Source organism: Nocardia sp. FBN12, assembly GCF_054031145.1.
In genome coordinates this window covers 6,989,459-7,013,684 of sequence record NZ_CM132926.1, presented here as the reverse complement: position 1 = coordinate 7,013,684, position 24,226 = coordinate 6,989,459, and the positions used below count along the sequence as shown (strand labels likewise).

At 65.4% G+C, this 24,226-nt stretch carries 19 protein-coding genes; 9 read left to right on the top strand and 10 right to left on the bottom strand.

Annotated elements, in window-relative coordinates; genetic code table 11:
- Positions 1–74 precede the first annotated feature (74 nt).
- From ACWZHB_RS32885 to ACWZHB_RS32875, 3 genes are all read left to right on the top strand, one after another.
- A complete protein-coding gene (locus ACWZHB_RS32885) occupies positions 75–1,313 on the top strand; it encodes a DUF7373 family lipoprotein (RefSeq protein WP_427905584.1) in 1,239 nt (412 codons plus the stop codon).
- Positions 1,310–2,566, top strand: a complete 1,257-nt coding sequence (locus ACWZHB_RS32880) for a DUF7373 family lipoprotein (protein WP_427905583.1) — start codon at positions 1,310–1,312, stop codon at positions 2,564–2,566. The genes ACWZHB_RS32885 and ACWZHB_RS32880 overlap by 4 nt, the downstream gene beginning before the upstream one ends.
- A gap of 72 nt (positions 2,567–2,638) precedes the next feature.
- On the top strand, positions 2,639–4,234 hold the full coding sequence (locus ACWZHB_RS32875) for a serine/threonine-protein kinase (protein WP_427905582.1): 1,596 nt from the start codon (positions 2,639–2,641) through the stop codon (positions 4,232–4,234).
- A 66-nt stretch (positions 4,235–4,300) separates the two neighbouring features.
- Here the strand turns inward: ACWZHB_RS32875 and ACWZHB_RS32870 are convergent, their stop codons facing one another.
- From ACWZHB_RS32870 to eccCa, 5 genes are all read right to left on the bottom strand, one after another.
- Complete coding sequence (locus tag ACWZHB_RS32870; RefSeq protein ID WP_427905581.1) at positions 4,301–4,591, bottom strand: WXG100 family type VII secretion target; 291 nt, start codon at positions 4,589–4,591, stop codon at positions 4,301–4,303.
- Positions 4,592–4,651: 60 nt separating this feature from the next.
- Positions 4,652–4,969 carry a WXG100 family type VII secretion target gene (locus ACWZHB_RS32865; protein ID WP_427905580.1) on the bottom strand — a complete coding sequence of 106 codons (318 nt, stop codon included), beginning with the start codon at positions 4,967–4,969 and terminating at the stop codon, positions 4,652–4,654.
- 435 nt (positions 4,970–5,404) lie between these two features.
- A complete protein-coding gene (locus tag ACWZHB_RS32860; protein WP_427905579.1) occupies positions 5,405–6,022 on the bottom strand; it encodes a hypothetical protein in 618 nt (205 codons plus the stop codon).
- Positions 6,023–6,449: 427 nt separating this feature from the next.
- Positions 6,450–7,895, bottom strand: a complete 1,446-nt coding sequence (locus ACWZHB_RS32855; RefSeq protein ID WP_427905578.1) for a type VII secretion-associated protein — start codon at positions 7,893–7,895, stop codon at positions 6,450–6,452.
- Positions 7,874–11,911, bottom strand: coding sequence for a type VII secretion protein EccCa (eccCa, locus tag ACWZHB_RS32850; RefSeq protein ID WP_427905577.1), 4,038 nt, complete (start codon positions 11,909–11,911; stop codon positions 7,874–7,876). The genes ACWZHB_RS32855 and eccCa overlap by 22 nt, the downstream gene beginning before the upstream one ends.
- Before the next feature lie 187 nt (positions 11,912–12,098).
- Here eccCa and eccD point away from each other — a divergent pair, with 187 nt between their 5' ends.
- From eccD to ACWZHB_RS32835, 3 genes are all read left to right on the top strand, one after another.
- Positions 12,099–13,565 carry a type VII secretion integral membrane protein EccD gene (eccD, locus tag ACWZHB_RS32845; protein ID WP_427905576.1) on the top strand — a complete coding sequence of 489 codons (1,467 nt, stop codon included), beginning with the start codon at positions 12,099–12,101 and terminating at the stop codon, positions 13,563–13,565.
- Entirely contained in the window at positions 13,562–14,980 is a 1,419-nt protein-coding gene (gene mycP, locus ACWZHB_RS32840) for a type VII secretion-associated serine protease mycosin (protein ID WP_427905575.1), read from the top strand. Before eccD ends, mycP begins: the two co-directional genes overlap by 4 nt.
- A 62-nt stretch (positions 14,981–15,042) precedes the next feature.
- On the top strand, positions 15,043–15,810 hold the full coding sequence (locus ACWZHB_RS32835; RefSeq protein WP_427905574.1) for a potassium channel family protein: 768 nt from the start codon (positions 15,043–15,045) through the stop codon (positions 15,808–15,810).
- Here ACWZHB_RS32835 and eccB read toward each other — a convergent pair.
- Positions 15,807–17,285, bottom strand: a complete 1,479-nt coding sequence (gene eccB, locus ACWZHB_RS32830; protein ID WP_427905573.1) for a type VII secretion protein EccB — start codon at positions 17,283–17,285, stop codon at positions 15,807–15,809. The genes ACWZHB_RS32835 and eccB overlap by 4 nt on opposite strands.
- Positions 17,286–17,398: 113 nt before the next feature.
- Between eccB and eccE the strand changes: the two genes are divergently transcribed.
- Positions 17,399–19,042, top strand: a complete 1,644-nt coding sequence (eccE, locus tag ACWZHB_RS32825; protein WP_427905572.1) for a type VII secretion protein EccE — start codon at positions 17,399–17,401, stop codon at positions 19,040–19,042.
- Between the two features lie 39 nt (positions 19,043–19,081).
- Here eccE and ACWZHB_RS32820 read toward each other — a convergent pair whose 3' ends face one another.
- Positions 19,082–19,642 (bottom strand): NADPH-dependent FMN reductase, encoded by a 561-nt coding sequence (locus ACWZHB_RS32820; RefSeq protein ID WP_427905571.1) that lies wholly within the window; start codon positions 19,640–19,642, stop codon positions 19,082–19,084.
- Positions 19,643–19,742: 100 nt separating this feature from the next.
- On the opposite strand from ACWZHB_RS32820, the gene ACWZHB_RS32815 reads away from it, so the two are divergent.
- Positions 19,743–20,723 (top strand): GAF domain-containing protein, encoded by a 981-nt coding sequence (locus tag ACWZHB_RS32815; protein WP_427905570.1) that lies wholly within the window; start codon positions 19,743–19,745, stop codon positions 20,721–20,723.
- On the opposite strand, the gene ACWZHB_RS32810 is transcribed toward ACWZHB_RS32815, so the two are convergent.
- Positions 20,724–21,569, bottom strand: coding sequence for an S-methyl-5'-thioadenosine phosphorylase (locus ACWZHB_RS32810; RefSeq protein ID WP_427905569.1), 846 nt, complete (start codon positions 21,567–21,569; stop codon positions 20,724–20,726).
- A 134-nt stretch (positions 21,570–21,703) separates the two neighbouring features.
- Here ACWZHB_RS32810 and ACWZHB_RS32805 point away from each other — a divergent pair, with 134 nt between their 5' ends.
- Entirely contained in the window at positions 21,704–22,039 is a 336-nt protein-coding gene (locus ACWZHB_RS32805; protein ID WP_427905568.1) for a metal-sensitive transcriptional regulator, read from the top strand.
- Positions 22,040–22,124: 85 nt separating this feature from the next.
- Here the strand turns inward: ACWZHB_RS32805 and ACWZHB_RS32800 are convergent, their stop codons facing one another.
- Positions 22,125–23,144 (bottom strand): AraC-like ligand-binding domain-containing protein, encoded by a 1,020-nt coding sequence (locus ACWZHB_RS32800; RefSeq protein ID WP_427905567.1) that lies wholly within the window; start codon positions 23,142–23,144, stop codon positions 22,125–22,127.
- Entirely contained in the window at positions 23,141–24,070 is a 930-nt protein-coding gene (locus tag ACWZHB_RS32795; RefSeq protein ID WP_427905566.1) for an AraC-like ligand-binding domain-containing protein, read from the bottom strand. The genes ACWZHB_RS32800 and ACWZHB_RS32795 overlap by 4 nt, the downstream gene beginning before the upstream one ends.
- Positions 24,071–24,226: the final 156 nt, after the last annotated feature.

Here is a 24,226-nt window from a genome sequence, read left to right as displayed (position 1 = left end):
AGGAGCAAGGCGGGCACCAACACGCGGCCCCCGCAGGGCAGGACGCGGGTCGCCTCACGACGGAGGGGAATCACATGAGGAGAACGAGTTCGGCGCTGTTTGCGGTCGGGCTCGCTGTGGCGATCACAGCGACCACCGGATGCGGGTCCGAGACCGACGCGGATGGGTCGCCCGGCGCCCAGTCCGTCGACGTGAGCAAACTCGATGTGGGGAATCTCCAAACAGAGCCCAAAGTCTTCGGGAAACCTAAGAATCTCGACATGGCACACGCCGTCGAAGCTATGCGACTCGGCAATAAGATTCCCCTACCGATGGAGATCGAACCCGACGCGGTACACGCGCCACCCTCGATGAGCGGCGCTATACGCATCTTCACGGGGTTCGACTCATCCGCTATCAAATCACGCATGAACGCTGACCCGAATAAATTGACCGAATCCGCCAAAGGGTTCATGTCAGGGTTTGTCTCCACTGCTCGATCCAACGCAGAACCCGGCCTGTCTTACGAGCTCGACAATGTCGTCATGATATTCAATACCGAAAAGGATGCGAGTACGGCCGCGGAGGTACTCGCCACCGAGGAGGCGGCTACCGATCCAGACGCTAGACCCGCTGCAGTCGGCGACGGCTTCGGAAGTCTTACAAATGTTCGCGCGCAGGTTAGTTCGAAATGGCCCGGACAAATCAAGTCGTGGAAGCCGGTCGGCAGATTCGTGATATTCACGTATGTTTACGACAGCGTCATGGGGACGCTGAAAACCTCAGATGAGGCCGAGCTCATATCCAGAGTGCAGAACAGTATAAATAAGATCGCTCCAGCCCTTCAGCGATACACTCCCACCGCACCCGATAAATTGATGGATATCGACGTGGATATGGACGGAATGCTCGGTCTCGCGATGTCAACCGTCACGGCGGACGAGAATCAGCGTGGAATTCCGGGCGTATACGACCGACACGGCGGCCTCCAACTCCTTGGCGACACAGATAAGATGGCCGCATTATTCGAAGAAACCGGGGTAGACAGAGTCTCCTGGTCGGGCAACTTTGTCTTCAGGGCCAAAGACAATGATGCTGCTGCAAAGATTGCAGACTACTACGGGGAGCCATCCAAGTTCTTACGGACCGCCCCCGCTCCAGCCAATTTACCAATTGCACAGTGCCTGGAATACGTTGGACCGAACAAGTTCGCTACGAAGTACTATTGCAGCGTTTCGTACGGCCGATACGCTTCCCAAGTCGCCGCAACGCAACTCACCGACGTGCATCAGCGAATTTCGGCTCAGTACACAATTCTCACAAAGAGCAAATGATGCATAAGAAAAGCCGAGGATCGTCGATGCCTTCGTCAAGAATCCGCGTTTTTGGATGCATCGCGGCCACATTGGTCGCCGCGCTCACCGCTACGGGCTGCGGTTCATCCACAACCGCTACCGCGCTGCCCGGAGAACTGGATGTACGCACTCTGGATACCGGGTCGTACGCTAACGCGACGGCCCCGCTGGATATGCGATTCGACTATCACAACGACCTCTCAGGCGCCTCGAATCTCGCACTGATGAGGCTCGCCGATCACGTAGTCATCGGACCGGATATTGATGCCCGTTTAAAGTTTGGAACGGGTTCAATTCCTTTCCTGGACGCCGAAAAGGCGACCAAACTTCTGGCGAACGCCAACAAGCCAGTACTCGAGCGGAACAAGATGATGTTCGGATTCGGCGCGGGGTCCAGCGACAAAGAAAACGATTCATCAGGGAAGACTCCCCCAGGATCTACTTTTACCACCGTAGCCGTGATGCAGTTTCCGGACGAGGAGGCCGCGAAGCGCGCCGCAACCGAGATCGACGAGACCGACTTCGCCATAGCTGCCGATGCCAACCAGAAAGTCAGTCTGCCGAAATACCCGGCGGCACATTCACATTGGCGCCCAGGGGTACCCACCATTGGGTCGACACTGGCCTACGGCCGCTATGTCGTCAATCTGTATATGGGCACCGCCGAAGCCAAGCTCGAAGACCTGACTGATCTCGCGCAGAAGGCGTACGCTGCGCAGTTGCCGCTCCTGGATCAGATTCCCGCCCTCCCTCCCACCGAGATGCTGTTCCTCCCGGACGACCCCGACCAGATGCTTCGCCGTACGCTCAACCCTGAAGGGTTTGGTGCACCGAATATCGGTGACCAAGCATCCTTCACAGTGCGAGGGTTCCTCCACAACGTCGGGCCGCAGGACCACTGGAAAACCGTGATGTCCGAGGCCGGAGTCGACCGATTCTCCAAATCGACATCCATGTCCAGCACGAACATGTTGTACCGTGCCCGCGATGGAGCAGGGGCCAGCATGTTGGCATCGCGAATCCTGGAACGGAACTATCCTGGCGTCGCAGCTGAACCGCCGGTGCTGCCAGAGGCACGATGCGGTGAGAATCCGAAGGATGACTACAAGACAAAGCGCTTCCGCTGTGCCATCACATACCGTCAGTATGTAGCAACCGTCGAAAGCGATCAGCTCACCGACGCACATCAACGTGCCGCGGCCCAGTATGCTCTCCTCGCGAACAGTCAGTAGCAGTGCAGTGCTGGCCAGCGACATGAACCAATATGCTCTACTGATGCAGGACAGGAGACGATCACGGTGGCGATGACTCCTGGCACCATCGTTGGCGGCTACCGAATCGAGCGGATACTCGGAGCTGGCGGTATGGGCTCCGTATATCTCGCCAAGCACCCCAGCTTGCCACGGATGGATGCGCTCAAGATCCTAAGCCCCGAACTGTCACGTGACGCGGAATTCCGTGCCAGGTTCGAACGCGAGGCTAATCTCGCGGCCGGCCTTGACCACCCCAACATCGTGTCGGTCTTCAACCGAGGCGAAGAGGATGGCCAGCTGTGGATTGCCATGCAGTATGTGGAAGGCACCGATGCCTCCGCGGAGATGGCGCGCGATCCCCATTCGATGAATCCCCTTCGGGCACTTCGAATTGTCTCCGAAGTGGGGAAGGGATTGGATTACGCACATCGCAAGGGTTTGCTTCATCGCGATGTCAAACCAGCAAATTTCCTCCTCTCCAGCATCGACAGCGAGGAGGAGCGGATATTTCTCACCGACTTCGGCGTCGCCAAGTCCAATGATGATGCGACGGAGCTCACCCAAACCGGAAGCTTCCTGGCCACCATCGCTTACGCACCACCAGAGCAACTCGCCGGGTCGCCACTCGATCATCGTGCGGATGTCTACAGCTTGGCTTGTTCATTCTTCAAGCTTCTAACAAGGAGGAATCCCTACCCCGCCACTCAACCGGCAATGGTGATGATGGGCCACCTCCATGAGCCCCCACCCAGCGCCACCGCAGTCAATATCGGTCTCCCACCTGCGATTGATGCCGTATTCGCGAGGGCAATGGCCAAGAATCCTGCGGATCGCTTCAGGTCCTGCCGTGAATTCACCGACGCCGCCGCAAATGCGCTGATGCCCGGCCATTCGCCCGCGTCCACGAATACCAGCCCTACGTATCCAATCCAATCACTCCAACAGGCTCCGTCGAGTGGCTTTCATACCACAACCTCGACTGGTCCACACACTGCGGCACCGCAATTTCCTGCCGAGCGTTTCGATACAGCGTTTCGCCCGGCTGCTCCCAAAGGCCGGTCCAAGCTCATTATTGCCAGTGCTGCGGTAGCTGTCGTCGCAGTGGCAGTGGCTATCGGTATCTTCGCGGTGCAGAGCCAGGGCGGCGATACTGATCCATCGGCGATTCATTCATCGACCCCCAGCGGTTCCAGCCCTGTCGACCAGGCACGTGCCGCCAACCCCAGCTTCGCCGGTAAGACGATTGCGATGGTTGACGTCGCCGATGGTAGTGGGTTCGAGCTGGACATGGCGATGTACTTGTCGCCAACGACGCAAACAAGCTTCTTCAGTGATCTTGGCCTTGTATACAGCCCCGCTTTGACGAAATCGTCTGACGAACCGTCACCGCGCAACGTCACCAGCGATGAGCGCTACAGCATCTTTTCGAAGTTCAAGAGTGGCGACTACATCCTCGCCATTCGGAGTGATGCGAAGGCAGGTGGCGGAGGGCTGCTCGGGCTCCCGGGAGCAATCACCACATCGAACGCCACCGTTATCGTGGTCGACGACCCTGCGACTGTCACCGCTATCAGGAATTGGTCCGACAAATCGGAGCAACTACTTGTCGACCGATTGGTTCCGATTCTGAGCAAGCGAATCCAGTAGAAGGCCTGCGAAACGAAGTTCGGCCTCAGGGTCACAACCCTGAGGCCGAACTTTGTGCGCTCGGTGTCAGACGAACTTGCCCGACAACCACTTGTCGGTGTCGTGCAGCTCGGAGTTGCCGGTCTGAACGAGCTTTGCCGCTTCCATCAGCGTCGTATTCAGCTGCCCGGACTGCGAATTCCACTCGCCCTGCATCTGCGTGAAGGCCTCGTGTGCGCTACCGCCCCACTTCTCGGCAATTGCTTCAACCTTCTTGTGGAAGGCTTGCAGCTTATCGGCCAGCTGGTTTGCAGTGGCAATCATGTCCTGGGCGCCGGTATCAACCGAGTCCCGATTAGACGCAATAACATCCGACATTGGTGTGGATCCCCTTTACTGAGAGTTACTGAGAATTACTGAGAGGTACAGGTTGCTCGATCAGATGGCGGGCAGATCGAGTTCAGCCATCTTGCTCTCGACCTGACCCTTGAACATCGCGTCCTGCTCGGTGTAGCTGTCCGTTGCCTGCATCAGCTTCTGCGACGTCTCGAGGAGCTTGTCGTTCAGCTTCTCCGCGCGCGAAGCATAGGAGTCCATCAACTGGTCGAACGCGAGCTGCGCGTTGCCCTTCCACGTCTCCGTGGCTGCCATCTTGCCGGCCCAGATCTTCTTGACCAGACCTTCGATCTCGGTGTAGGAAGCTTCCGCTTCCTTGGAGAAAGTCTGCAGGTCGGCAACATTTGCATTAAGAGTCATCGGGTTCCTTTCGGGTTGTCAGCTGATCCCGGGTCGAGGGACCACTGCTCTACACTTGGTTAGACGCGAGACATGGGCGATCGGTTCCACTCATGTCGGAACTTTTTGATTCAGCCAGCCACAGCAGGGCTGGGAAGCGTTGGCGGGACGACACTGAATGATCGTCATGTGGTTTGCCCCCATCCATCAATCTCCCCCAATTTTGATGCAGAACCGCGCCCTGCAGACGGTACCCGTCGACAGAGTCGCGCGCAATTGGCACCCGCGAGCCGCTACGCCGCACCCGGCCCGGCGCGAGTGCTGACACCTACCGTGAGCTGGTCAGCCCCGCCGCGTGGCCAGTTCTGCCGCTGGGACCCGTTCTAACGACGATGCCGACCTCTGATCGACATGGCGACCGGTTGGCTCACCTCACCGGGCCGTGAATCCCGGTACTCAGAACCCCGCGCGCTCGAGGAACTTCAGGGCCGAGTCTTTGTCCTTGAATCCTGACATCGACATGTACAGCTTCGTGGTGGTGTTGAAGGTTTCGATGGTCGCTCCACCACCCGGGATCGTGTCGTCGATGCGGAACTTCTTCTCACCTTTGTCGGTCAACCACTCCGGATGCTGACTGCTCCACTGGCGGAGCAGCTTGTCCGGGTTCGTGTCGATCCAGGCGATCGGGTAACGGTCGATGTCGACGGCGGTACGCAGGAGGCCTACCGTCAGACTGTTCTTGGCCGGGACGGTGAACACCACTCGAACCGCGTACGGGTCGTTGCCGATCGGGGCCTTCTCGGTGATGTTGTTGACGGCGACGACGTCACGCAGGGGTGCGGGCAGCGCCTCGAGGACGGCCTTGGCGTCCGCCGAAACGGATTGTGGGGCAGCTTTGCTCGTTGTCGGTGCGGTCTTGGCGGTGCTCTTCGCTGAGGTGGGCGCGGAGGGCGCCTCCTGGACTACCGACGAGGGCGCTGCGACCGTGTCGGCCTCGGCGTCGTCTCCACTCGAGATCGCGACGACCCCGGCCACCAGCGCACCGACCACCACGACCGCGGCGCCGGCCAACACGAGAGGCGACTTCCACCACGGGTTCGGTTGCGGAGGTTGTTGCTGCCATCCCTGCTGTGGCGGCTGACCCCAACCTTGCTGCGGGTGAGGCTGTCCCCCAGGGTGCGGCTGCGTCCCGTACTGCGGCGGCACCCCCTGCTGCGACGGCATCTGTGGATACGGCTGCTGACCGGAATACTGCTGCGGCGCACCCTGTCCCGGCGCGTGACCAGGCGCCCAACCCGGACCTTGCTGCGGCGGTGGATAAGTCATGGTTCCCCTCCCTATTCACAGGCCGCTCAGACGAACACGCGACCCGCAGCGAGCGTACTTGCGCACACCACCGAACCCGAATCGAGCTGAATCCTCACGATGAAGTCTCCGTCGGCCGGGTGCCGAAAAATAGCGCCCGTACATGGCCGAACCAGGCGCACCGAGAGAGGTGGCCTTAAGGGTCGACCCGAACTGCTCCGACGACCTGTTCGCAAGCGGACATCACACCGGCCCAACCGTTTTCGGCGTATTGACAGCCGATGCTGACCTGGACGCCGTGTTCGACGAGGACCTGCCAGCGGACGGTGGATCCGTCGGCGGGGCGTTCTTCGTAGGAGAGGCCGGGGCGGCCGGCTAAGACTACGTCGCGGCGGACCTCGGTGACGGTTCCTGCCGGCTTTTTGGCTATTTGGGCGGCGAGGTCGGCGGCGACCTCGTCGTAGCCCGCGCCGGGGGTGACCGGTTTCTGGGTGATGGTGATGCGGTGGCGGGCGGCGTCGTCGGGGACGAGGTCGGCGCGGGCGTCGGTGGCGGTGGTGCGGTGCCAGCCTGCGGGGACTTCCACGACGACTCGGCCGACCGTCTCCGTGGAGGGTCTGGGCTTCGGTTTCGACGACGTGGGTGCCGGGGTCACCGTGGTGGGCGCAACGGTGGTGGTCGCGACCGCTGCGGTCGCTTCCTGGTCGCCGGAGCCGAACAGAAAGATTCCGCCGATCGCTGCCGCGGCGACGACGGCGACCAAGGCCGCGGCGCCGACGTAGAGGGGGCGGCGGTCGACGGGGTTGGTGGCCGCGGCGCGCTCGCGCAGGGGTTGCATCCACTCGGCCGCAGGCGGGATGGACGGGGTGTAGGCCGGGGGCTTCCGGGCGGGGCGCGCTAGATCCGTTCCCGTCAAAGGGCTCACGGATACACCTGCGCCGCAAACACTTTCGACCACTGCGGTCACCGAGGCCAGTACCGCGGGATCGGTGGTGCCGAACACCTGGACGACGTCGGCGGGGCGGTCGGTGAGCAGGAGTCCCAGCAGCGCCGCGAGGTGGCCGAAGCCTTCCTCGCCTGCGAGTTCCGAGGCAGCGAGGTTCGGTTCGACCTCGACTGCCTCGACATGACTGCCGTTTGTGTCGTAGACGACCGACGAGGCCGAGGTCGACAGCATGCCGAACTCGATAATCGCGGTGCGGCGGCTGCGGCTAGCTGTGATGTCGGCTGCTGAGGCGCGCAGCGCACAGGACTCGAAAACAACCTCGTGTGCGAATTGCCCAGCGGCAGTACCGAACAGTTCGAGTTCAGGCGGCCCCCACGCCGTCGGGTGCACGACGACGATTCGGTCACACAGCGGCGTAACCCGCAGGGCGTCCATGACCGCGCCGAGTATTGCGGACAGGGCCTGACCTGCCGTCGGCATCCGAGGAGGCAACGCGATCACCCCGGCAGCCAGATACTGAACCGCCGACACCGCCTGGGTGGGGGCAGTTAGTGGCTCGCCGACAACAAGGTCGAAACCATTACTGCCCACCACGATCGACGGTGGAACGTCCCAGTGTGTGGTGGCGCCACGCGCCCACACCTTCGTTTCGCTGACAACCAGTTCGACGACGGTCATTCCGGTTGCGGCATCCATGCGGTCTGGATCAGACCCTCGGTGTTACGGGTGACGAAGGTACCGCGACCGGTCGGCTTCGGGCCCGGTCGGGTAGTGCCGACCAGAACACCCTCGTCACGACTGCAGCTCAGGATCAGCGCAGCCGAGCCGAGGTCCTTCATCCTGGCCAGGGTTGCTTCGTACATAGCGCGACTGGCACCACCGGAACGACGAGCGATGATCAGGTGGAACCCGAGGTCACGCGCGTGTGGAATGTGTTCGACCATCGCCGACACCGGGTTGCCCTGCGAGGTTGCGACCAGGTCGTAGTCATCGACGATGACATACAGCTCCGGCCCACTCCACCAAGACCGCTCCCGCAGCTGCTGCGGTGTCACGTCGGGTCCCGGAGTTCGCTTGGCTACATATGTCGCCAAGCCGTTCATGTAGTCGGTGAAAAGGGGCGCCGTCGAACCGTAGCCCGCCTGATAGCCCTCGGGAATGAGCCCGAGCATGTTGCGCCGGTAGTCACCGATGATGAACTTGGCTTGATCGGGAGTATTCGACGCGGCGATGCCGTCGATGATCGAGCGAAGCAACGTCGTCTTACCGGACTCGGTGTCGCCGATGACGATGAAGTGCGGGCTCTCCGCGAAATCCAGATAGACGGGCGCGAGCTCTGCCTCGTTGATTCCGATCGGGATACGCATGCACTTGGACGACGGATCGACCCGTGAAGGCCAATTGCCGGCGAGGTGCAGCAGCTGGTCGCGTGGGAACTGGTCCGGCAGCATTCTGACCTGCGGAGCGACGCGCCCAGGCGTAGCCCGGCTGATGGTCTCGACCGCGGTGGCAACCGCCTGGCCAAGATTCGACGGATCGGAAGAACCGTCGAGGCGTGGCAGCGCCGTCAACATATGCAGGCATTCGGCAGTCATACCGCGGCCGGGGCGACCCTGCGGAACCAGCGCGGCGAACTTACGACCGAGGTCGGAGTCCATAGGATCGCCGAGGCGTAGCTCGATTCGGGTACCGATCTGATCCTTGAGCGCGGGGCGGGCCTCGGCCCATCGGTTGAGCGCGATAGCGACGTGCACGCCGTACGAAAGACCCTGCACCGCAAGGTTCATGATGGTCTGCTCAAGAGCGTCGAAATCCTGGCGGATCGAGCCGTAGCCATCGATGACCAGGAACACATCGCCGAACGGATCCTCATGTGCACCCGCGGCGGCGGGGCTGGACGCGGGATCTATCGAACGCAGTCGACGGAACTCGACCATCGACTCGATGCCCAGCTGACGGAACTTCGCCTCGCGGGTGCGGACGATCGTGGTCATCTCGGCAACGGTGCGCCGGACCTGGTCCTCGTCGAGGCGGCTCGCCACTGAACCAACGTGCGGCAGGCCGAGGAGGCTGGTCATCGTGCCACCACCGAAGTCGAGGCAGTAGAACTGCACCTGCTCGGCGGTGTGGGTCAATGCCATCGCCATGATCATCGAGCGCAGGGCGGTGGACTTGCCCGACTGCGGGCCACCGACGATCGCGACATTGCCTCGCGAACCGGACAGGTCGACCACGAAGGGGTCGCGGCGCTGGTCGTAGGGGCGGTCGACGATGCCCATGGGGGCGCGCAGGGTGGCGATCGCGGAGTACTCGCCGGTGAGGATCGAGCGTGGGACGAGCTGATCCATGGTCGGCGCCTCGTCGAGCGGCGGCAGCCAGATCTCGTGGGCGGGGCGGCCGTGGCCCTGGATGCGCGAGACCAGCATGTTCAGGTTCGACATCTGGTCGTTCTCGTCGCCGGTGGGCTCCGGCTCGAACTCGGCCTCGACCGGCAGCGGGACCCGGTCGGCGGCGCGGAAGCCGACGTGGGTCGCGGCGAAAGGCCGGGCGTTGACGTCGATCTCGCCGCCGACGATGCCCGCGCTGGTGACCTCGCGGGCTGAACCACCACCGACATACGGGCCCGAGACGTAGGAGGCCTGGAAGCGCTGGATCTCGCCCGAGTCGGACTTCAGGTAACCGCCACCGGGGGTGCTCGGCAGGTTGTAGGCGTCGGGGACGCCGAGGACCTGGCGGGATTCGTTGGCGGAGAAGGTCTTCAGGCCGATGCGGTAGGACAGGTGCGATTCCAGGCCCTTGAGCTTGCCTTCCTCCAGACGCTGCGAGGCGAGCAGGAGGTGGACCTGCAGCGAGCGGCCGAGGCGGCCGATCATCACGAACAGTTCCGCGAAGTCGGGGTGCTGGGTGAGCAGTTCGGAGAACTCGTCGAGCACGACGAACAGCGCGGGCAGCGGGTCCAGGTCGGCGCCTGCCGCGCGGGCCTTCTCGTATTCGGAGACGTTGGCGAAGTTGCCTGCCTGGCGCAGGACTTCCTGGCGGCGGTTCATCTCGCCTGCCAGTGCGTCCTTCATACGGTCGACGAGGTCGGCTTCGTCCTCGAGGTTGGTGATGACCGCGGCGACGTGCGGGACGCCGTCGAGGCCGAGGAACGTCGCGCCACCCTTGAAGTCGACGAGGACCAGGTTGAGCTGGTCGGGCGAGTGGGTGGCGAGCAGGCTGAGCACCAGGGTGCGCAGGAATTCCGACTTACCGGAACCGGTCGCGCCGATGCACAGGCCGTGCGGACCCATGCCGTTCTCGGCGGCTTCCTTGATATCGAGTTCCACGGGGGCACCGTCGGCGCCGATGCCGAACGGCACGCGCAGACGTTCGCGGCCGTAGCGGGGACGCCAGGCGCTGGCCGGGTTGAAGTTGCCGATATCGCCCAGGCTCATCAGCTGCGACCAGGTGGAGATCGTCTCGGTCTCGTCGGTCTCGACGTCGCTGCTGCGCTGGGTGGCCGCGCGATAGGGCGCGAGCCTGCGGGCGAGCTGCTGTGCCTGCTCGGCGCTGACGCGGTCGATGGTGGCGAAGCGCTCCTGGTTGCCGGTGGCGCCGCGGCCGAGGCACTCGCCGTCTTCGACGACCATCTTGATGCCGCGCGAAACAGCAAGGCGCGGTGCGTAATTGCACAGGTCGATGATGGTGACACCCTCGTACCCGGACTCGCGCAGCTGGTCGTCCTCGGCCTCGAGCAGACCGCCGTCGACGACGATCACCACGTGCACCATGTTCGGGTTGTTCGGCTGGTTACGCGAGTAGCGCACCCGGTTGCCGAGCAGCGGATGCAGGCCCGCCATCGCCTCGCGGATGGAGCCGTAGAACATGCGCTGGGTGCCGACGCCGTCCTGCACCTCGGGGTGCTGGGTGTGCGGCAGCCACTTGGTCCACTCCCACTCGCGGGCGGTGTCGGGGCCGCAGACCACGGCGACAAGCACCTGGTCGGGCGCCTGGAACATGCACAGCTGCAACAACATCGCGCGCGTCATGTCGCGCGCCTGGGCGCGGTCACCGTCGAGGGCGACGGTGCCGAAACCCTTCACCGCGATAGCGGTGGGCAGGTCGGGAACCGTGGAATGCGCTCGCACGAAGCGGCGCAGCGAGACCGCGGCGATGGGCTCCAGCTCTTCGACGGGGCCGGTTTCGGGGGCCACCAGCCTGGTCGCCAGGCGCTGGCCGCCGAGGCCGATGCGCGCGTGGCAGAAGTCCTTGTCGCCGGAGCGGCGCTCCCACATCCGGCTGGTGCCCGCGAGCATCCAGATCAGGCCGGGCTCAGGGTGGCTCCACTCGACGGCGGCGCGTTGCTGTTTGGCGGTCTCGTCGACATCTTTACGGACCTGATCGAGGTAGCGCAGGTAATCCTTGCGGTCCTCGTTGGCCTCCGCGGCCTTGGCGCCCTTGCCGCCACCCTGTCCGAACATGGTGACCATCGACATGATCATCATCATCGGGAACATCATCGACATCGGGTTGGACAGCATGCCGCTGCCCTGGGTGAACATCAGCGCCATCATGCCGACCATGCCGACCACCATCACGACGGGCATCAGCTTCATCAGCAGGCTGCCCGGGGTGATCCGCGGGATCTCCGGCGGCGGCTGCAACGTGACCTCGCCACCCGGCGTACGCGGCATTTCGCGCCGGGCACGGCGCTGGAACCTGACGGTGCTCATGGTCGAAGACTCCCCCTGCTTGACTACTCGCTCATCTGTCGTCGCGACGGGCTCAGTGTAGAGGTCGCGGCCGACATGTCGTATGGTTCGTCAGGCATTCTGCTGTCCGAACGGTGGGTTCCGCAAACTGTCGACCGTTAAGAGCGGTCGAGCGGAAACACGAGGTAGAGACGGAACTGGGGGAGTTTTGACGCACGCGCGACTCGATCATGTGGAAGAGGACTCCGCACGCGGCATCGTTCGCGCGCCGGACCTTGCCCGCGTCACCATCCTGGCCAAACACACGCAGGTAGACATGGCTATTCCGGTCGATGTGCCGGTCGCCCTCGTCATTCCCAGCGTGGTCGACATGGTCGCGCAGCACAGCCGCTCGAACGATTTCGACAACGACGGCGAACGCTACGAACCCGCCGAATGGGTCCTCGCGCGCATCGGCCACCCCCCGTTCTCGAACTCGCTGAGCCTGGGCGAACAGGGCGTGCGCGACGGCGAACTGCTCATGCTGGAAAGCGCCTCGCACGCGGCGCCGACGCCACTGTTCGACGACATCATGTACAACGTCGCGGTCGCCGACGCCGAGCACTACCGCAGCTGGACGCCGAAGACGGCCCGCATCACCGGTTCGGTGCTCGCCGCGATCACCATGCTGGTCGGCTGCTTCGGCCTGCTCGCCGCGCCGGATGCGTTGCCGTTCTGGGTGTCCGGGTCGCTGGCGCTGTTCGTCTCGATCTTGTGTGTGGTGGCGGGCACGGTGCTGAGCCGCATGTACCGCGACACCTCGGCCGCGCTGGTACTCGGTGGCTGCGCGCTGCCGACCGCGTTCACCGCGGGCATGCTGCTGGTCCCCGATCATTACGGCCCGGCGCACCTGCTGCTCGGGTTCGCGCTGCTCGGCTCGATCGCGGTGCTCGCGTGGCGGGTCACCGGCATCGGGCTGGCGCTGTTCATCGGAACGGCGACGGTCTCGGTGTTCGGCGTGCCTGCCGCGCTTGTGGGATTGCTCACAGATCAGCCCGTCAAGGCGATCGGGGCGGTCGTCGCCGCGCTCGGTCTGGCCGGACTCTCACTCTCGCCGCGGGTTTCGATGCTGCTGGCGAAACTGCCGTTGCCGCCGGTCCCCTCCCCCGGCACCCCGATCGACCCGACCGAGGACGACCCGGACGATCACCGCGCCCTGCCCACCCTCGACGCCCTGCGCGCGCGCTCGGAGCGGGCCCGTAATTACCTCGCAGGCCTGGTCAGCGCGACCACGCTGGTCACCGTCGCAGGCGCGCTGCTGGCGACCGGCGCAGGCGCCGAGGATCCCTACTGGCCCGGCATCGCGCTGGCGCTGGTGTGCGCGGTGGTGCTGATGTTCCGCAGCCGCACCTACGCGGGCGCCGAGCAGGCCATCGTGTTGATCGCGGGTGGCTCGGCGATCGTGCTGATCATGCTGGTCGGCGTCGCGCTCGAAATGCGCCAGCCCCTGGTCGTTTTCGGTGCCGCGCTGGTGATGCTGATCTCGGCGCTGGTGATGGGCCTGATCCTGCCGAAGCAGTCCGCGACACCGCCGATGCGCCGGGCCGTCGAATTGCTCGAATACGCGTTCGTCGCCGCGGTGCTGCCGCTGGTGTTCTGGGTCGCCGATCTCTACTCGCTGGTTCGCGGGCTGTGAGGCTCGGCTTTCGACTGACGGCCGTTGCTCTTGTCGTCGGTCTGAACGCCGGTTTCGGTCTGTACGGCACCGCGCACGCGGACCGGCCGCCGGCGATCGACCCCGGAATGTTGCCCGCCGGTGATCCCGCCGCACCGCCGGACAAGACCGAAAAGGGCAGCGGCACCAACGGACTGTGCTTCCGCACGCAGGCGAGCACTGCGACAGCGGTGATCCCGCCGAGCCAGCGTTCGCTCGATCTCGAGCGGGCGTGGCAATTCTCCCGTGGCGCAGGACAACTCGTCGCGGTGATCGATACGGGCGTGGAACCGCACCCTCGTCTGCCAGACATGTGGGCGGGCGGCGATTACGTAGCCGCCGGTGGCAACGGCACCGAGGACTGCGATGTGCACGGCACGGTCGTGGCGGGGATCATCGGCGCGACCAAGATCGAGGGCCAAGGCTTTTCCGGTGTCGCACCGGAATCACGGATTCTCAGCATTCGCCAGAACAGCCAGCTCTACCAAGCGGAAGGCGCCGGGCGGGACAAGTCGCCCGATGACTTCCCGGACGGCTACGGCAAGGTCTCCTCGCTCGCCAGTGCAATTCGACGCGCGGCCGACTTCGGCGCCAGTGTGATAAACATCTCACTGGTTTCCTGCCCAACCAGTTCGCCGGCGAACGAGCCAGCATTCCGTGCGCTCGGCGCGGCGGTGCAGTACGCGGCAGTCGAGAAAGACTCGGTGATCGTCAGCTCTGCGGGAAACTCTGATGGCGCCTGCAAGTCAGGCAATCCCGGGCCCGACCCGCTCAAGCCCGCGCAGGACTTGTGGAGCACGGTCCGCACCTACGTGAACCCGGCCTGGTACGACGAGTACGTGCTCTCGGTAGGCTCGATCAGCGCCAACGGCGCACCGTCGTCGTTCAGCGTCGCCGGCCCGTGGGTCGGCATCGCCGCACCGGGAGAAGGCATTACGTCCCTCGATGCCAGGACCACCGGCATCTCCGACGGCAAGTACGACAACCAGGGCAAGTACATGGCTTACAGCGGAACGAGTTTCGCGTCGCCGTATGTGGCCGGTGTCGCCGCGCTGGTGCGTGACCGGTTCCCCGAACTGACCGCCAAACAGGTGATCGAACGGCTGCAGGCCACCGCCCACGCACCGGCCGAGGGCTGGAATCCGTACATCGGCTACGGCGCGGTCGATCCGGTCGCGGCGCTGACCAACGAAGTGCCGAGAGAACTTCCGCCGAAGCAGGCCAGCCCGGCGCGAAGCCTGCAGCTCGCGGTGCCCGCACCGCCGCCGCCCGCGGACAACACCGCGCGCAATGTGGCGCTGATCGGTTCGGGCGCCATCGGCCTCATCCTGGTTCTCGGCGTCCTGGCGTCGTTCCCGATCCGCCGCAAGTTCGGGATGTCGGCAGACGATCTCTGACCTGCTCGACCACAGAGCAAGGTACGGTCGGCGGGCCAGCGCCCGTCGACCCAGGTAGCCGCATGAACACGTCAACGATCGAACGTCCACCCACCCGCAGGCAACGGTGGGAACGCGCGACCAATCTGCCGTTGATCGTGCTCGCGGTGATGTTCGTCGTCATGTACGCGTGGCGGGTGCTCGACACCGACGCGTCACCGCGGCTCGATGCCAGTCTGCTGTGGGCGGATATCGCGATCTGGGCGGTGTTCGCGGTCGATTTCATGGTCAGGTTGCGGTTGTCGAGCGACAGGTCGCGATTCCTCCGCAAGCACCCGCTCGATCTGCTGGTCGTCCTCGTGCCGCCGTTTCGCCCGCTGCGCCTGCTTCGAGCCTCGCTACTGCTGCTCGACGCTCTCAACCGCGCGACGCACCCACGCACCCGCCTGGTGACCTTCGTCGGCACCAGTTCCGTACTCATTCTGCTGCTGACGAGCCTGGCCTTCTTCGACGCCGAATACGGCGCACCCGACAGCAAGATCGAGTCCTTCGGCGACGCGCTGTGGTGGTCGGCGGTCACCGTAACCACCGTCGGCTTCGGCGATGTCTACCCGGTGACCACCGAGGGTCGGTTCGTCTCCCTGATCCTGATGACCTTGGGCATCGGCCTGATCTCGTTCGCCATCGGCACCATGACCAGCTGGGTCGTCGAACAACTCAAGACCGTCGACGACGCCGCCGACCGCGCGGAGAGCACGCTCCGCGAACTGGTCGACGAGGTCAAAGCCCTGCGGACCGAGGTCGCCGAACTCCGCGCCGATTCCGCGAAGCCGGCGACCCCGCCCGACTAATTCACCGCGGCGACAGGCTTTTTGGCGGGCGACGGATCCGGCGAGACGCCATCGTGCGCCACCATCGCCTCTTCCCTGCCCATCGTCGGCCCACCCGCGAGCAGTCCGACGATCGGCCACGGCGCCGGTTCGGCGGTGACTTCCTCCAGGCCGAGTGCCTTGACCGCATCGGCGTTCTTGATGCCGTAGCGGACGCCGGTATCGGCGATGTAGAACAGGCTGTCCTTGCGGCGGCTGTTCGGTTCGATGCCGGTGGACTGCACGTAGGCGCCCGAGGCAGGCGGGATGAACACCGTGTCGGCGTTGGGACCCGCGCCGTCGGCCTGGGCGAGATCGACCATCTTGGCCTTGTCCGGGATCGGCACGTCGATGCCGGTGAGCAAGGTCAGTTCGGCGCGCGCGGTGGCGTCGGCGTTGTCGGTGGCGCCTGCGATCGGCTTCCACGACATGCAGCTGACGGGCTGGTCCTTGGCGGTGATCAGCGTCGGCCGGTCACGCGGGTAGTCCTGGACCTTCAGCGTCTGCACCTGGGGTGCGTAAGTCCGGTCGGTGGACTGGATCGTGGTGCCGCTCATGACCGTCGGATAGAAGTTGCGGATGATCTGGGCGGTCATCGCCGTGATCGCCTGCAGACCGTCCTGGAGCACCACGTAGTTCTGGTTCGACTCGTTGAAGACCTGGACCACGTCACCGATCTTGTGACCGCTCACGTTGTAGGCCGGTGTGCCACCGGGATTGTCGATGACCGGCGTGATCACCGGCAGCACTTCGGGGATCGCGTTGAGCAGTCCCTCGCTGATCGTGCGCGGGGTCAGGCCGGTGATGCCGAGCGCATGGGTGACGGCCGGATCTTCCATCTTCACGCGAGCACGCTTGCCGTCGTAGACCAGATAGGTCGCGTCCTTGCCCTTCACGAGCATGGCCTTGCCGTCTTCGACCTTCGACGCCTTGGCGCCCAGACTCGGGTCACCGGCCAGTACCGATGTGGTCAGGTCGGCGCTGCCGTCGGACTTGAGCTGATCGCACACCGTCCACGTCCGGCCCTTGCCGCCCTTGTCGTACAGGATCGACGACGGTGCGCCCGGAATGCCGATCAGCTGACCACGCGGCTTCTTGCCCAGTTCGGATTCCTTGACGATCGCCGCCTTGGACGCCTCACCGGCCGCCAACCGGGCCGAGGCCAGGTTCAGCGCGGGGTGCACGACGTTCTCGACGACCACGTAGACGCCGCCGGATTCCTTGGCGATCAGGATCTTGCTGTCGCCGATCTTGTCCTGCGGACGCAGCAGCGCGAGGATGCCGCAACCGGCCAGGACCACCAGGCCGAGTACAAGTCCGACCACGTAGGCACGGGTCTGCGCGCGCATCGGGTCGTGCAGCATCCGCACATCCCGGCGCACCAGGGCGTGCTCCATTCGCCGCACCAGGAAGCGGTATCCGCTGACCTGCCAGCGCGTTGTGGGTTTTGAAGGCATGGTTCCTCCCCCGAACAGTGCTCTCGTCCGGGCAACACAGTACAGTTCCCGGCAGCAGTTGTTCGCATTCGGCCATCGGCCGATCGACAATCGGGTACCTGGGGGAGGAACGAATGGCTGAGTTCACCGGCGCGGGACCGCGCCCGCTGTTCGGCCGGATCACGTTGCCGCACCTACTCACTGCGCAGGTCCTCGGCCTGATCGTGGGGGTTGGCGCGCTGATCGCCGGGCTGGATCCGCTGCCGTCGCTCGGCATCGCGATCGTGGTGGCACTGGTGCCGCTGATCCCGTTCGGCAAGCGCCCGATCCTCGATTGGATCGCCACGATTCGCCGGTATTCCGGCAAGCGCGACTACACCCTCGGCGACACCGTCGACTTCCGTGACACCGACGGCCGTTCGCTCGGCCTGTACTGGGACGGCAGTCGCGTGGTCACCGTGGTCGAGGTGCTGCCGCCGCGTGGTGGGCTCACCCGCATCGCCCGCACGGCCGTGCACGCCTCGCACCTGCTGCCGCTGCCAGAGCTGGCGGCCTGCCTCAACCAGCACGACATCCTGCTCAGCGGGATCGACATCATCAGCCACGGCCACCGCAGCCGGTCCGGCACGCCGGCGGGCGCCATCTACGAATCGCTGCTCGGCCCGCTGCCCGCCACCGCGCACCGCACGGTCTGGCTCGCGATCAGCTTCGACGCGGTGGCCTGCCCGGACGCCACGGCTCGTCGCGGTGGCGGCACCGACGGCGCTTCCCGCTCGGTCACCATCGCCACCCAGCGGATCATGCGCACGCTCGAAGACGCCGATTGCAACGCGCGCATCCTCACCGCGCCGGAGATCCGCAAGGCCGTGCAGCAGATCACCGCGGGTCTGGATCCGCGCACGCTGAGTCAGCGGTGGAAGTACGCCGAGATCGGCAACGCGGTGAACATCGGCAGTGCGGTGGATCCCAAGCAGCTGGGTTCGGATCTGCTCGCACAGCTGTGGGTCGCGCCGTCGCGGGGCACCACGGTGGCCGTGCGGCTGCGTCCCGGTAGCGATGCCGAATCCGTGAGTGTCGGTGCCGCATGGCGATTGACCGCGCGTGAGCTGCCGGAGAAGACCAAGTCCAAGGGCATGGTGTCGATGAGCGGTCGGCATCGCGACGCTCTGCTGGCGCACCTGCCGATCGCGGTGCCCGGTGTCGACGACACCATCCCGACCATCGAGTACCCGATCGACGTCATCGGCGCGCTGCACCTTCCGTCGTCGGGTTGCGGGCAGCTGCTCGGCTCCGACGACGAGGGCAACGGTGTCGCCACCAGGATCGTCGGCGCCGGTATCTCCACCGTGTACGTGGCCGGTGAGCTGTATCTGGCCCAGCAGTTGGTGTTCCGCGCGCTGGCTGTCGGCGAGCGGGTGCTGGTGCGCACCGATCGGGCGCAGGCCTGGGAGCAGCTGGTGACCACCGTCGGCAATCCGGAGCGGCTGACCATCGCGGTCGAAACACACCAGTCCGACGCGGGTTTCACCGCGACGGTGGTCGACGGCGTGCTCGCGCCCGCCCCGCACGCCGGTGTCACCACGATCTACCTCACCGGTGATCCGAACGGCTGGCCCGCTTCTCGCCCCGACCTGGAGATCTTCCAGCCGGGCGCGATCGGCAACCGCGTCGTGCTGCGCACGGGAACGACCAGGGTGAACCTCACGCTGGTGTCGATCCCCCGCGAGTCGACCTACATCGGTCAGCCGCGCGGGCAGCGCGCCATGGCCTCGGCCTGATCGCCAGTTGTCACCCGGGCACCCCGGGGACGGCAGAGCTCAGCCCGGATAGGGCTCGACAGTGCGGGCTGCGCGCAAAGTTGTTCCCCACCAGGACAATTGGTTGAGCATACGATCGCAGGCGTCGATCGCGGCGTCGTCGCTGGTCATGCCGGTCTTGTCGAAGCGGCGTTTGGCCTGGGCGAAGCTCACCGATTCGCGCACCGACACCATGTGCAGTTCCGCGACCACCTGACGCAACTGTTCGACCGCGCGCAGCCCGCCGGACAGCCCGCCATAGGACACGAATCCGATCGGCTTGGCCCGCCATTCGTGCTTGGCACTGTCGAGCGCGGTTTTCAGCGAGGCCGGGTAGCCGTGGTTGTACTCGGAAGTGACGGCGACGAACGCGTCCGCCGCGCCCAACCGGGCCCGGAACGCCTCGACCTCCGGGGTTTCGGTGAGGTCGACGGGCAGCGCCAGATCACGCAGATCGAGCACGCCCACCTCGAATTCCGGCCGCTCGCTCAGCGCGGTGACCAGCCAACGCGCCACCACGGGCGCGAATCGCTCGGGGCGGGTGCTGGCGACGATGATCTCCAACCGCAGCGGTGCATTCATGGCGCGAGCTTATCGACACCACAGCGCCCCCTGGTCTGCCCCGCTCGTCGGATCAGGCACGATGGTCGGTGCATTGTTCATGGGGCGAAGGGGGTCGCACGTGCTCATCGGACGTTGGCAACTGGTGGAAACGCTGGGGGCGCCACCGACCTGGTCGATGCTGACCTCGGGTACTACGCCGCGTGAGTGGGCGTCGTATCAGCGGGCGATTCCGGCCCGGCTGCAGCCGTTGATCGCGGCCGCGCACGAGACGGGCGCGCCGGTGGAGGAGGTATTGCCGAAGTCGCGAAACCCGTGGTCGGAGCACCGTTTCCGGGCTGTGCCGGTGGTGTGGCCGGATGCGCCGACGCATGCGGTGAAGGTGTGGGTCGGGCCGGAGGTCCCGGAGGAGGAACTGAGCGTCGCGCCGTTCCAGGTAGACGCGCACCGCCGCATCGTGCGCACCCGGCCAGCCGGGCTCGGCCCCCACTTCGGTTCGGTACCAGCCGAATACCGCGGTGCCGAATCGTTCCAGCGCGTCGAGCGCTTCGACCGAGCGCTGGAATTCGTTGCCGAGCTGGTCCGTTCGGAGCCACACAGTCGCTGGTCGGGAGTGGCCACCGTGCATTCGGCGATCGGCCCACGTTCACTGCTGGTGGCCGCGCGCAACGGCGACGACGGGCAGCGATTCGGGTGGCGTGGGGTCGCGGTCGACGTCACCGACAGCATCGCCCCGCAACACAAGTCGTTCGAGGCCACGACGCTCGAATTGCTGCGCGAATCCCAGCCCGGCCTGTATCTGGTCATCCTCGACACCGCGCAGGTGCGCGCGGTGCGGTGGGTCACCGAGCCGGTGCCGGGGCTGCGGTGGCGCGGGATCGATGAGCGGACCGTCCCGCATCCCGACGACCGTCCCAGGATCGTCGCGCTGCGCGCCGAAGTGCTGGCCGGTGCGGCGCGTGCCGGGCTGAGCGGACTGCGGCTGGCCGCGGTCGACGGTGGCTGGCTCACCGTCGACGTCGAGGTGTCACCACTGCCCGGCGGCGGCGCGGCGCCTGCCTTCATGCTCGCTCAGTTGCAGGTCACCGCGCCGCCGGGGTGATCAGGGCAGCTCGAAGGGCAGCGATACCCCGGCGTGCACGCGGCAGCGCTCACAGGTGCCGGTGCCGTCGACCGCGGTCACCGCGCGCCGCATGAGCTCCTTGAACGGGCCGAGGTTCTTCTTGAACTCGGCGAACACGTCGACCGCGTGCACACCGTCGCCCTCTTCGAGACCGGCGTCCAGGTCGGTGACGAGCGCGACTGCCGCGTAGCACATTTCGAGTTCGCGGGCGAGGACAGCTTCGGGGTGTCCGGTCATGTTGACCAGGTCCCAGCCCTGCCCGGCGAACCAGCGGCTCTCGGCGCGGGTGGAGAAACGCGGGCCCTGCACGACGACCATCGTGCCGGAATCCACGACCCGTAGGTCACCGGCGGACTTCGCCGTGTCCGACGGCGGGGCTCCGGTGCCCGCCGCTCGCACCGCGGCGGCCCGCAGCTCGTCGCAATAGGGATCGGCGAAGGAGACGTGGACGCCACCGCCGTCGAAGTAGGTCTGCGGGCGACCCGACGTCCGGTCGACGAGCTGATCCGGCACCGCGACAGTCCCCGGACCCCAGTCCGCGCGCAAGCTACCGACCGCGCACGGCGCGAACACCCGGCGCACCCCGAGCGAACGCAGCGCCCACATGTTCGCCTGGTAGGGCAGCGTGTGCGGCGCGAACTCGTGCTGCTTGCCGTGCCGGGGCAGAAAGGCGACAGCGCGGCCTTCGACCTCGCCGATCGCGACCGGCGCACTCGGCGCGCCATACGGTGTGTCGACCTCGACGTGCACCGCGTCGTGGTCGAAGAAGTCATAGAAACCGCTGCCGCCGATGACGGCGAGTGCGGGCCGGGGAAGCGAACTCATGGCGCCGATTCTTCCGCCCGAGCTTGCCACGCGCAGCACCGGGGACCTGTCATCTGACAATTCGATCGCGAAACTGTACCCTAGGGGGGTATTAGTTCGCCAGGCGAGCTACCAGGCAGGCGAGGAGACCTACGGTGAACACACCCACCCCCGACACCGCGACCGGCGACGAGCACGCGGGCCACGCAGGCCACGGCTACATCACCGCCAAGGACGACTACCTCAAGCGACTGCGCCGCATCGAGGGCCAGTCGCGCGGGCTCCAGCGGATGGTCGAAGAGGAAAAGTACTGCATCGATATCCTCACCCAGGTATCGGCCATGACCAAGGCGCTGCAGGCCGTCGCGATGGGCCTGCTCGAGGACCACATCTCGCACTGTGTCGTCGATGCCGCGGTGGCCGGAGGGCCCGAGGCCGAAGCCAAGATCAAAGAGGCAACCGACGCGATCGCGCGGTTGGTCAGGTCCTGACGGAACCGTTCACGCGGGCGCCCCTGCTGTCGGGACGCTGCGGTGCGTTCATTTCACTATGCGTGAAGAATTCACAGGGGAACTGTCATGCGCTGCCAACCGGCAGACCGAGCATTCCAGCAACCGTCGACGAACTGTGCGCGCGCTCACGATATTCACCGGGAGTCATTCGCATCTCGGAATGGAAAGCGCGAAACAGATTTCGTTCGCTGATAAAACCAGCGGCTGCCGCGACTTTACTCATCGATAGGCCGGGATGCGAACGCAGCACCTCGCACGCGCGCTCGACGCGCATGGCGAGCAGTGCCGGAACGGGCGCCTGTTCGCCGTCGAAGAGCCGGTAGAGGGTGCGGCGCGAGATCGCGAAGTGCGCGGCCACCGTGTCGACGGTGAGGTCGGCGTCCGCACACCGTTGCCGCATGAACGCGAGCACACCAGCCCGGGATACCGCGCTGACCTGCCCGTTGTCCGGCAACTCCCCCGCGGCCATCTGCAGTGCCGAGGCCAGCAGGTCGATGCCGTGACCGGCCGCCATCGCCGCGGCTCGTTCCGGATCGGTGCCCTGTAGGCGCGCGATGCCACGAAAGAACGTGCCGACCGCCGAGGCGGGATGGCCGCGCGCGATCGTGATCGCCGACGGAACCGCCCGCAGCGGCCGACCGGCCACGTCGACGAGCACCGGGACCGGCACCTGCACGACCACCTTGTCGAACGGTTCGTCGATTTCCCAGCGATAGGGTCGGCCGCTCTCGTAGAACACCATGTCACCCGCCGAGACGTGCGCCTGCCTGCCGTCCTGGTGCATCACCCCACGACCGCTCAGGAACATGCTCGCCAGGATGTAGCGCTCCCCCGCCGCTTCGACCAGTCGCTGCGTGCGGCGCACGGTTTGCGCGCCCGCCTGCACCGAAGTGACCAGCAGCTCGTCGAATTCGGTCGCCGCGATCCGTCCGGCGAATCCTTCGACGACGTGCGGCGACACCGCGAGCGGAATGTAGGTCTCGCTCATCACCGATTCCCAGTACTCGACTCGGTGATCAGCCGAATCCGCCGTATCGGTCGCGACATGCAGGGTCGGGCTCGCACCCGATCGTGGGGTGCTCACCCGGGCCGGTGGCTGTCACGCCACTGCGCCGGAGTGGTCCCGGTGACGTCCCGGAACACTCGATAGAACTGGCGTTCGGTGCGAAATCCCGAAGCCGCGGCGACCGCGGACAGCGCACGCGTCAGATCGGCGCCGAGCAGTGTCTTCGCCCGTTCCACCCGCATCGTCCACAGGCGGGCGAGCACCCCGGGACCGCGGTCGAACAGCCGGTACAGCGCGCTGCGCGAGAGCAGGCATTCGGCGGCGATGTCGTCGACGGTGACGTCCGGGTCGTGGCAACGACGGCGCATGACAGTCAGCGCCTGCAGCCTGGCGAGCGCCTTCCCGCTCTCCGGGTTCGGCAGCTCACCCGCGGTCATCGTCAACGCCGAGGTGAGCAGCGGGAGCACGTGCGCGCCGAGGCGAGCCGCTGCCGCCGGGTCGGTCTCCTGTGCCCTCGCCACGTCACGCAGGTATTCCGCGACGAGGCCCCCGGCCGAATCCGGGGTGACGGTGAGCGCCGCGGGGGTGGTCGGTTGCGTCCAGCCGCCGCGTTCGAGTGCGGCGACGGGGACCTGGACGATGAGTTGCTCGTGGTCGCCGTCGGACTCCCACCAGTTCGGCCGCCTGCTGTCGACGAACACCATTTCACCGGGACGTTCCAGCTCGGCCAGCCGCCCGTCCTGCTGTATCCGCCCGCTGCCCTCGGTACAGATCCCGACATAGAGCACCTCGGTACTTGATCGGGAGATCAATCGTTCGGTGCGGATCACGCGCTGACCGGTCGAGCGCAGCAGTGTGAATTCGATGTCGTCGATGGTGGAATGGGTGATCATGCCGGTGAATTCAGCGGACGACTCGGGCAATGGCTCGATCGCCACCGGGACATAGGCGTTCGACATCACCGCTTCCCATTCGTCGAATGAATGGGCACGTAGCTGATTCACGCAATCACGCATCGGCGCGTCATGGCGACAATTCTCCCACGAGAGAATGCGTATCAAAAACTCGCAGCGCAGCATTTGATACGCGCGCTGACCTGCCCGCAGGTAATCCTGGCCGCACGGTCCACGGATCGGCCGCCTCGTCGACGACCTCGTGAT

Excerpts from the sequence above, each read along its gene's own strand:
- ACWZHB_RS32885 (WP_427905584.1), top strand. The coding sequence starts at position 75 with ATGAGGAGAACGAGTTCGGCGCTGTTTGCGGTCGGGCTCGCTGTGGCG.
- ACWZHB_RS32880 (WP_427905583.1), top strand. The coding sequence starts at position 1,310 with ATGATGCATAAGAAAAGCCGAGGATCGTCGATGCCTTCGTCAAGAATC.
- ACWZHB_RS32875 (WP_427905582.1), top strand. The coding sequence starts at position 2,639 with ATGACTCCTGGCACCATCGTTGGCGGCTACCGAATCGAGCGGATACTC.
- ACWZHB_RS32870 (WP_427905581.1), bottom strand. The coding sequence starts at position 4,591 with ATGTCGGATGTTATTGCGTCTAATCGGGACTCGGTTGATACCGGCGCC.
- ACWZHB_RS32865 (WP_427905580.1), bottom strand. The coding sequence starts at position 4,969 with ATGACTCTTAATGCAAATGTTGCCGACCTGCAGACTTTCTCCAAGGAA.
- ACWZHB_RS32855 (WP_427905578.1), bottom strand. The coding sequence starts at position 7,895 with ATGGATGCCGCAACCGGAATGACCGTCGTCGAACTGGTTGTCAGCGAA.
- eccCa (WP_427905577.1), bottom strand. The coding sequence starts at position 11,911 with ATGAGCACCGTCAGGTTCCAGCGCCGTGCCCGGCGCGAAATGCCGCGT.
- ACWZHB_RS32835 (WP_427905574.1), top strand. The coding sequence starts at position 15,043 with ATGAACACGTCAACGATCGAACGTCCACCCACCCGCAGGCAACGGTGG.
- eccB (WP_427905573.1), bottom strand. The coding sequence starts at position 17,285 with ATGCCTTCAAAACCCACAACGCGCTGGCAGGTCAGCGGATACCGCTTC.
- eccE (WP_427905572.1), top strand. The coding sequence starts at position 17,399 with ATGGCTGAGTTCACCGGCGCGGGACCGCGCCCGCTGTTCGGCCGGATC.
- ACWZHB_RS32820 (WP_427905571.1), bottom strand. The coding sequence starts at position 19,642 with ATGAATGCACCGCTGCGGTTGGAGATCATCGTCGCCAGCACCCGCCCC.
- ACWZHB_RS32810 (WP_427905569.1), bottom strand. The coding sequence starts at position 21,569 with ATGAGTTCGCTTCCCCGGCCCGCACTCGCCGTCATCGGCGGCAGCGGT.